At 41.7% G+C, this 7951-nt stretch carries 9 protein-coding genes and 1 pseudogene; 9 read left to right on the forward strand and 1 reads right to left on the reverse strand.

The genetic code is table 11. The annotated features are described in order from the left end of the window. The first annotated feature begins 207 nt into the window (after window positions 1–207). From ACFORE_RS00005 to ACFORE_RS00040, 8 genes are all read left to right on the forward strand, one after another. A complete protein-coding gene (locus tag ACFORE_RS00005; RefSeq protein WP_380434859.1) occupies window positions 208–1176 on the forward strand; it encodes a hypothetical protein in 969 nt (322 codons plus the stop codon). A 189-nt stretch (window positions 1177–1365) separates the two neighbouring features. Continuing rightward, window positions 1366–2172, forward strand: a complete 807-nt coding sequence (locus ACFORE_RS00010) for a dihydroorotate dehydrogenase electron transfer subunit (protein ID WP_380434860.1) — start codon at window positions 1366–1368, stop codon at window positions 2170–2172. Window positions 2173–2183: 11 nt separating this feature from the next. Beyond that, window positions 2184–3128: a dihydroorotate dehydrogenase gene (locus tag ACFORE_RS00015; RefSeq protein ID WP_154455150.1), complete on the forward strand. Its 945-nt coding sequence runs from the start codon at window positions 2184–2186 to the stop codon at window positions 3126–3128. 172 nt (window positions 3129–3300) lie between these two features. Further along, window positions 3301–3993 (forward strand): orotidine-5'-phosphate decarboxylase, encoded by a 693-nt coding sequence (gene pyrF, locus ACFORE_RS00020; protein WP_168260869.1) that lies wholly within the window; start codon window positions 3301–3303, stop codon window positions 3991–3993. Between the two features lie 46 nt (window positions 3994–4039). Beyond that, the gene (gene pyrE, locus ACFORE_RS00025; protein ID WP_380434861.1) at window positions 4040–4669 is read left to right on the forward strand and encodes an orotate phosphoribosyltransferase; all 630 of its coding nucleotides are present in this window, start codon (window positions 4040–4042) and stop codon (window positions 4667–4669) included. Between the two features lie 71 nt (window positions 4670–4740). Next, window positions 4741–5241 (forward strand): YbhB/YbcL family Raf kinase inhibitor-like protein, encoded by a 501-nt coding sequence (locus ACFORE_RS00030; protein WP_154455153.1) that lies wholly within the window; start codon window positions 4741–4743, stop codon window positions 5239–5241. A gap of 10 nt (window positions 5242–5251) precedes the next feature. Beyond that, entirely contained in the window at window positions 5252–5905 is a 654-nt protein-coding gene (locus tag ACFORE_RS00035; RefSeq protein WP_154455154.1) for a uracil-DNA glycosylase, read from the forward strand. A gap of 12 nt (window positions 5906–5917) precedes the next feature. Continuing rightward, window positions 5918–7186 carry a dihydroorotase gene (locus ACFORE_RS00040; RefSeq protein ID WP_154455155.1) on the forward strand — a complete coding sequence of 423 codons (1269 nt, stop codon included), beginning with the start codon at window positions 5918–5920 and terminating at the stop codon, window positions 7184–7186. Between the two features lie 74 nt (window positions 7187–7260). Here ACFORE_RS00040 and ACFORE_RS00045 read toward each other — a convergent pair whose 3' ends face one another. Next, window positions 7261–7428, reverse strand: a complete 168-nt coding sequence (locus ACFORE_RS00045; protein WP_380434862.1) for a helix-turn-helix domain-containing protein — start codon at window positions 7426–7428, stop codon at window positions 7261–7263. A 199-nt stretch (window positions 7429–7627) separates the two neighbouring features. Between ACFORE_RS00045 and ACFORE_RS00050 the strand changes: the two are divergent. Beyond that, a pseudogene (locus ACFORE_RS00050) lies at window positions 7628–7951 on the forward strand (transposase); the annotation flags it as partial.

Here is a 7951-nt window from a genome sequence, read left to right on the forward strand (position 1 = left end):
GTGATTACAATTATATCTCTCTGAGATGTTTTTTGATACCCTTAGGTGGCTAACTTCATTTTAGAACTTTCCATCGTTCGGTTTTTCTTTTTATTTTCAGGTTTCTTATCTTTTTTCATTGTCCTTTTACCTATTATGTGATATATTAGTAGTAACGTACTGTAATAGAAATGTAATATAAGTTATAAGGTGAGTGTGGTGGTAGCGATGAAAGATACAAATTCAGATGGGCATCGTTTATTAATTCAAAAATTACTTGTCAGCATTCATTACCTAACACTTTTCAGAGATGAAATTGTTTTGGTTGAGAAGACCCCATCTTTATTGGGGGCTTCTTTTTCACCAAATATTGTGCAATCAGAGTTAGGTGAAATTTTGGCAGCGGTTGATGCCTTGTCCCAACAAGAAAAACTGATTCGCTCAACGTTTTGGTATGAGGAAGATTCCTTTCGATTGATGAATCAATCCCTAAATATCGTTGGTAATTGGGTGCAAGGGATTGATTATGTGTTAGACAATTGTGAGTCAAAATCCGTTTTTCAAGCAATTATTGGGGATAATCGTCCTCGTGTTTTTGGTGTTTTGATTGATGTTTTTACGTCGCTTAGGGTGACTAATCTAGCCATTAAAGAGGAGTCAGATTATCCTGTTCTTCTTGACCCTGTACATTTGTTTAAGGAACGTGTGAAGGAAACGAAAAAGGCAGAGCTTTTGGCTAAGATTGATGCTATGGTTCCCAAGGAAGAACGTCTTACCGAAGAAATTCCAGTTATTCGACCAACAGAGCTTTTAGAGGCTAATTCAGATGATGTCATTAAGAAAATCAGGCATTACCTCTTTGACAATAAAGGTTTGATTTATGTGGTGGATGCTCAAGAAGACCTCAAGGACGAAATTGCTTCTTACAATGTTTTTGATCGCTTTCAAGGAGCTTATGACAGTATTTCCGATGCTCTCGTTATTGTAGAAAACGTTTTAGAACAGCTGGAAGTCCGTGGTGAAGAGAAAGTAGATGAAGCTGGTCATGTTGTAAGTCAAACAATAGTGCCTTTATACCTCTTGATTTATGGGCAAAATAAACTCGTCAAAGACAGCCGTTTTGAAAGTTTGTTGGAAGAATTGAGTTCTTATGCGGGACGTTCAGATTTGCATTTGTTGTACTATCGTGCTTACTGAGATTTGACAAGTTAAGCAATTTACGTTACAATGAACAAAATTTAAAAACCTTTAATTGAGTCCAGAGAGACTTGCAAGGTGACTGCAAAAATGGATAATGATAAGTGGAGAAGTGCGTTGGAATTTTCTGCTTATTTGCTGTAACCTTGCCTGTTTTGGGCAAGGTTTTTTGTCAGGAAAGGAAGAGTTATGGCTCCAAGTTGTAAAGAAAAAACAGCTGTTTTGAAAGAAGATTTATGGATTACCCATCAGGACGAGATTGCTCCGCGTATTTTTAAGATGACCTTATCAGGAGAGATGGTTTTGGACATGGCTCCCGGACAATTTCTCCATCTGCGTGTGCCAGACCCAAGTAAATTGTTGCGTCGTCCCATTTCTATTTGTCAGATTGATAAGGCCAAAAAAGAAGTGACGATTGTTTATCGTGTAGAACGTGCGGGGACGGCTATTTTATCTCAGTTAAAAGCTGGTGATGTGGTGGATACCATGGGACCTCAAGGTAATGGCTTTGATCTTTCTGTGGTGTCTGCTGGTCAAAAAGCTTTATTGATTGGTGGTGGAATTGGTGTGCCACCTTTGGTGGAAACGGCAAAACAACTTGCTGCTAAAGGGGTTGAGGTGATTTCTGTTATTGGATTTGCCAATAAAGACGCAGTGATTTTGGAAGAAGAACTGGCAGCCTATGGCAAGGTTTATGTGACAACTGATGATGGTTCATACGGTACAAAGGGTTATGTGTCAACAATTGTGGATGAGTTGCTCCAAACGCAAAACTTTGATGCTATCTACTCTTGTGGGGCTCCAGGTATGTTGAAATATGTCGATAAAACCTTTGAAAATCATCCCCACGCCTACTTGTCAATGGAAGCTCGGATGGCTTGTGGCATGGGAGCTTGCTATGCTTGTGTAGTTCATCTAAAAAATGCACAATATACTGCTAATAAGCGTGTGTGTGAAGATGGTCCTGTCTTTGAGACGGGAAATATTATCTTGTAAGGAGGATGCTAATGTCAGAAAATCGTTTAGCTGTAAGTCTTCCAGGGCTTGATTTGAAAAATCCTATTATTCCAGCTTCGGGTTGTTTTGGCTTTGGTCAAGAATACGCCAAATATTACGACTTAGATAAGCTTGGTTCAATTATGATTAAGGCAACCACAAAAGAAGCACGTTTTGGTAATCCCACCCCACGTGTGGCAGAAACCCCATCTGGAATGCTCAATGCAATTGGTTTACAAAATCCAGGTGTAGACGTTGTGTTAGCAGAAAAATTACCTTGGTTGGCAGAGAATTTCCCAACCTTGCCGATTATTGCCAATGTGGCAGGCTTTTCAAATGATGAATACGCCTATGTGTCTGAAAAGATCTCAAAAGCACCAAATGTCAAAGCAATTGAGTTGAATATTTCTTGCCCTAATGTTGACCACGGCAATCATGGTTTGTTGATTGGTCAGGTGCCAGAATTGGCTTATGCTGCGGTTAAGGCAAGTGTTGAGCATTCAGAAGTGCCTGTCTATGTCAAATTGACCCCAAGTGTGGCGGATATTACCACTGTGGCTAAGGCGGTCGAAGAAGCAGGTGCCACAGGCTTTACCATGATTAATACCTTGGTTGGTATGCGTTTTGATTTGCAAAGCCGTCAGCCTATCATTGCCAATGGCACAGGTGGGATGAGTGGTCCAGCTGTTTTCCCAGTTGCTTTAAAACTCATTCGCCAAGTAGCTCAAAGCACTGATTTGCCAATTATTGGTATGGGTGGTGTGGATTCTGCCGAAGCAGCGATTGAGATGATGATTGCAGGCGCATCAGCTATTGGCGTTGGTACGGCTAATTTTACTGACCCCTATGCGTGTCTAAATATCATTGAGCGTTTGCCAGAGGTCATGGACCAGTATGGCATTACGGATTTGGAAACCTTACGCCGTGAAGTTAAAGCTAGTCTGCGTTCCCACTAAGATTTTGACTTTATTAGCAAAAAAAGCTATAATAATAACAACTGAATAACCTTTAATTGAGTCCAGAGAGGCGAGAAAGGTTGCTAACAAAAGAAGATAGATGGGTGTACGCTACCCTACTTTTTGTGTGACCTCGCCCTGGCGAGGTTTTCTTTGTAGAAAAGGAGAAAGTATGCACGAAAGTCGTCCCGTTATTGCCCTTGATTTTCCATCATTTGAGGAAGTCAAAGCCTTTTTAGCCTTGTTTCCTGAGGATGAAACATTATATGTCAAGATTGGTATGGAATTATACTATGCCGTTGGGCCTGAGATTGTCCGCTATGTCAAATCACTTGGGCACTCTGTTTTTCTAGATTTGAAATTGCATGACATTCCGAATACTGTCAAATCAGCCATGCGTGTGCTGGCAGAATTGGGTGTTGACATGACCAATGTTCACGCTGCTGGTGGTGTTGAAATGATGAAAGCTGCTCGCGAAGGACTGGGAGACGGTCCAAAACTCATTGCAGTTACCCAATTAACGTCAACATCTGATGAGCAAATGAAAGCTGACCAAAATATCCAAACCAGCTTGGTAGAGTCTGTTGTGCATTATGCCAAGAAAACAGCTGAAGCTGGGCTTGATGGTGTGGTTTGTTCGGCTCGTGAAGTGGCGGTCATTAAAGAAGCAACGTCTGATGATTTTGTTTGTTTGACGCCAGGTATTCGCCCAGCAGGTGCTGCGGTTGGTGACCAAAAACGTGTCATGACACCAAGCCAAGCAAACGCGATTGGATCAAGCTATATCGTGGTGGGACGCCCTATTACGCAAGCGCCAGACCCAGTTGCGGCCTACAAGGCTATTTACGATGAATGGAACGCTTAGTATTAGAATACTATATTGAAATACCAAGATAGAAAAGAGGAATATTATGACTTTAGCATCACAAATTGCATCAGATTTACTGGATATTCAAGCTGTTTACTTGAAACCAAATGATCCATTTACTTGGGCATCTGGGATTAAATCACCGATTTACACGGATAACCGTGTGACTTTGGCTTATCCTGAAACACGTACGTTGATTGAAAATGGATTTGTAGAAAAAATAAAAGAAGCATTTCCAGAAGTGGAAGTCATCGCGGGAACAGCGACAGCAGGTATTCCACACGGAGCTATCATCGCTGATAAAATGGATCTTCCTTTTGCTTATATCCGTAGCAAACCAAAAGATCATGGAGCTAGTAATCAAATCGAAGGTCGCGTGACAAAAGGTCAAAAAATGGTTGTCGTTGAAGACCTTATCTCAACAGGTGGTTCTGTTTTAGACGCTGTGGCTGCGGCTGAACGCGAAGGGGCAGATGTCATTGGTGTTGTGGCTATTTTCACTTATGAATTGCCAAAAGCTGCTGAAAACTTTGCCAAAGCTGGTGTGAAATTGGTAACCTTGTCAAACTACACCGAATTGATCAAGGTGGCAAAAGTACAAGGCTATATCTCTGAAGAAGACCTTGACTTATTGCACAAATTTAAAGAAAATCAAGAAACTTGGCGTGACTAAGTTGGTATTTAGCCACTAAGACTGGTCTTGGTGGCTAGCTTTGTTGATTGGAAGAATGAGAGGAGTAGCAGATGAAAATTTCATGTCCGTTTGATGATCAGATTTTGCCAGACCTTTATACGAAGGCTTCTGACGTTAAGGTGGCTGAAAAGCCCGTTGTGTCTTTTCCTTTTATCATTGAAGAGGCACCTGAAAACACCAAAACCTTTGCTTGGACTTTTGTGGATTATGATTCAATCCCTGTTTGCGGGTTTACCTTTATCCATTGGGTAGTGGCTAATGTGCCTGCAAGTAATGCCCTTATTTTAGAGGATTTTGCTCGCGTGGATGAAAACCACGTGCATGGCAAAAATAGTTTGGCAAGTCCTTTCTTTAGGGGAGCTTATACTAGCATTGATGAAGGGTACACAGGACCTTGTCCGCCAGATGAAGACCATCTCTATACCTTGACGGTTTATGCCTTGGATTGTGAATTGCCTGTGAAAGACGGCTTTTACTTAAATGACCTCCGTCGTGAAATGGCGGGTCATATCTTGGCAAAAGCTGATATTGAACTTGTGGGAAGATGTTAAGGGAGTCGCTATGCAGCATTCAAAATGGCATGACTTAATCAAAAAGGAATTGCCAGAGCATTATTTTGCTAGAATCAATCATTTTATGGATGAGGTCTATCAAGCTGGAGTGGTTTATCCACCGCGCGAGAAAGTGTTCAATGCCATTCAGACCACGCCTTTGGAGGCCGTGAAGGTGGTCATTATTGGGCAAGACCCTTATCATGGTCCCAATCAAGCTCAGGGCTTATCTTTTTCCGTTCCTGAGGACATTCCAGCTCCTCCGTCATTGCAAAATATTCTCAAAGAATTAGCTGATGATGTGGGACAGCGGGACCACCATGATTTGACTTCTTGGGCTGAGCGAGGTGTTCTTCTTTTAAATGCTTGTTTGACCGTGCCAGCAGGGCGTGCCAATGGACACGCTGGACAAATTTGGGAGCCTTTTACAGACGCCATTATCAAGGTGGTAAATGAAAAAGAAACCCCAGTTGTCTTTATCTTGTGGGGTGGTTATGCTCGCAAGAAAAAAGCTTTGGTGACCAATCCCATTCATCATGTCATTGAAAGTGCGCATCCAAGTCCCTTGTCGGCTTATCGAGGTTTCTTTGGTAGCCATCCCTTTTCACGAACAAATGCTTACTTAACTCAAGACGGTCTTGAACCTATTGACTGGTTAAAATGATAGGAGTTTACTATGTTATTGATTAAAAATGGTCGTGTTGTTGACCCTCAATCTGGATTTGATCAGGTTGCAGATGTCCTTGTTGATGGCAAAAAAGTGGTGAAAATCGCTGAATTTATTGAGGAAAATGGTGCCGAGGTGATTGATGCAACTGGGCTCGTTGTAGCGCCTGGTTTGGTGGATATTCACGTGCATTTCCGTGAACCTGGTCAAACACACAAGGAAGACATTCACACAGGTGCTCTTGCGGCTGCTGCGGGTGGCTTTACCTCAGTTGTCATGATGGCAAATACCAATCCCACTATTTCAGATGTGGCAACCTTGAAAGAGGTTTTGGCCAGCGCGGCAAAAGAGGACATTCACGTCTATACCAATGCCACAATTACCAAAAATTTTGATGGTCAACATTTGACGGACTTCAAGGCTTTGCTTGAAAATGGGGCCCTCAGTTTTTCTGATGACGGTATTCCCCTTCAAAGCAGCAAGGTCTTGAAAGAGGCTCTTGACTTGGCTAAGGCTAATAATACTTTCCTTGCCGTGCATGAAGAGGACCCTGAATTGAATGGCATTCTTGGTTTTAACGAACACATTGCCCAAGACAAATTCCATTTTTGTGGGGCAACAGGTGTGGCAGAATACAGCATGATTGCGCGTGATGTTATGATTGCTTATGACCGCGGCGTTCACTTGCACATCCAACATTTATCAAAAGCGGAATCAGTGAAAGTGGTTGAGTTTGCCCAACAATTAGGGGCTCATATCACAGCAGAAGCAGCACCGCAACATTTCTCAAAAACAGAAGATTTGCTATTGATTAAAGGGGCAGCTGCTAAGATGAATCCTCCTCTTCGTACGGAAAAAGACCGTTTAGGCGTGATTGAAGGCTTGAAATCTGGCGTGATTTCTGTGATTGCGACAGACCATGCCCCTCACCACGCAGATGAAAAGAACGTGGATGATATCACAAAAGCCCCATCAGGAATGACAGGGCTAGAAACGTCATTGTCACTGGGCTTGACCAACTTGGTGGAAACAGGTGATTTGACCTTGTCAGAATTGTTGGCTAAAATGACCATCAATCCATCATCGCTTTATGACTTTGATGCGGGTTATTTGGCAGAAAATGGGCCAGCGGACATTGTGATTTTCGCGGATAAGGAAGACCGCGTGGTGTCTGACCAATTTGCTTCAAAAGCATCTAATTCGCCATTTATCGGTGAAACCTTAAAAGGTGTGGTCAAATACACGATTTGTGATGGTAAAGTTGTTTATCAAGCCTAACAGGCTTTTAGCATATTAAAACCGCGCTCATGATGAGTGCGGTTGTTTTAGTCGAGGTTATTTTCCTTGGCGTATTACGTTAGCTTAATAGCGTTGTCGTAAGACATGCGTCCGATATCAGTAATGCCGTTTACGTAATTTGCGAGAGTTCGCTCTGAAATGCCAGTCGCTTTAGCAATTTGATAACGTGAGTTGTTGGTTAGTAAGTGTAGCAATTCCTGTTTTGATAAAACGTCAATCATTTGCATTCTCCTTTTAATCGGTTTCTGAAATCCAAAGATAGATTGAAAAAACAAAGATAAAAATAATAAAATACCCGTGGTGCTAGTTAAATTTAAGATACGAAAAAAGCTCAAATGGACTATACTGTAAGTGACAACTAAACAGGAGGTAGTCCAAATGAGCCATTTACAGTATACCGCTAAATCTCATCTTAGAAATTTTAAAACTAGGATTTTTCGGGACGAACAGGCTGATATTTCCTTTAATTCAGCTAAACAAATGTGGTTTTATGGTTTCAAGGTGCATATGTTGGTAAGCTTATCAGGTTACGTTGTGAACTACCTCGTGACACCTGCATCAACCCATGATAGTAAAGCCTGTGAGGAATTACTAGAAGATACCAATTTTCCTATGATTTTAGCGGATTTAGGCTATACTAGCCAATCATTGAAGCAACGATTAGCACAAAAAGGATACCAGCTTTGGACACCGTTACGTCAAAACATGAGCGAAGCTAAACATCATAATAATTGGAAATTAATG

It is taken from the genome of Streptococcus alactolyticus (genome assembly GCF_042649785.1).
Taxonomy (GTDB): domain Bacteria; phylum Bacillota; class Bacilli; order Lactobacillales; family Streptococcaceae; genus Streptococcus; species Streptococcus alactolyticus.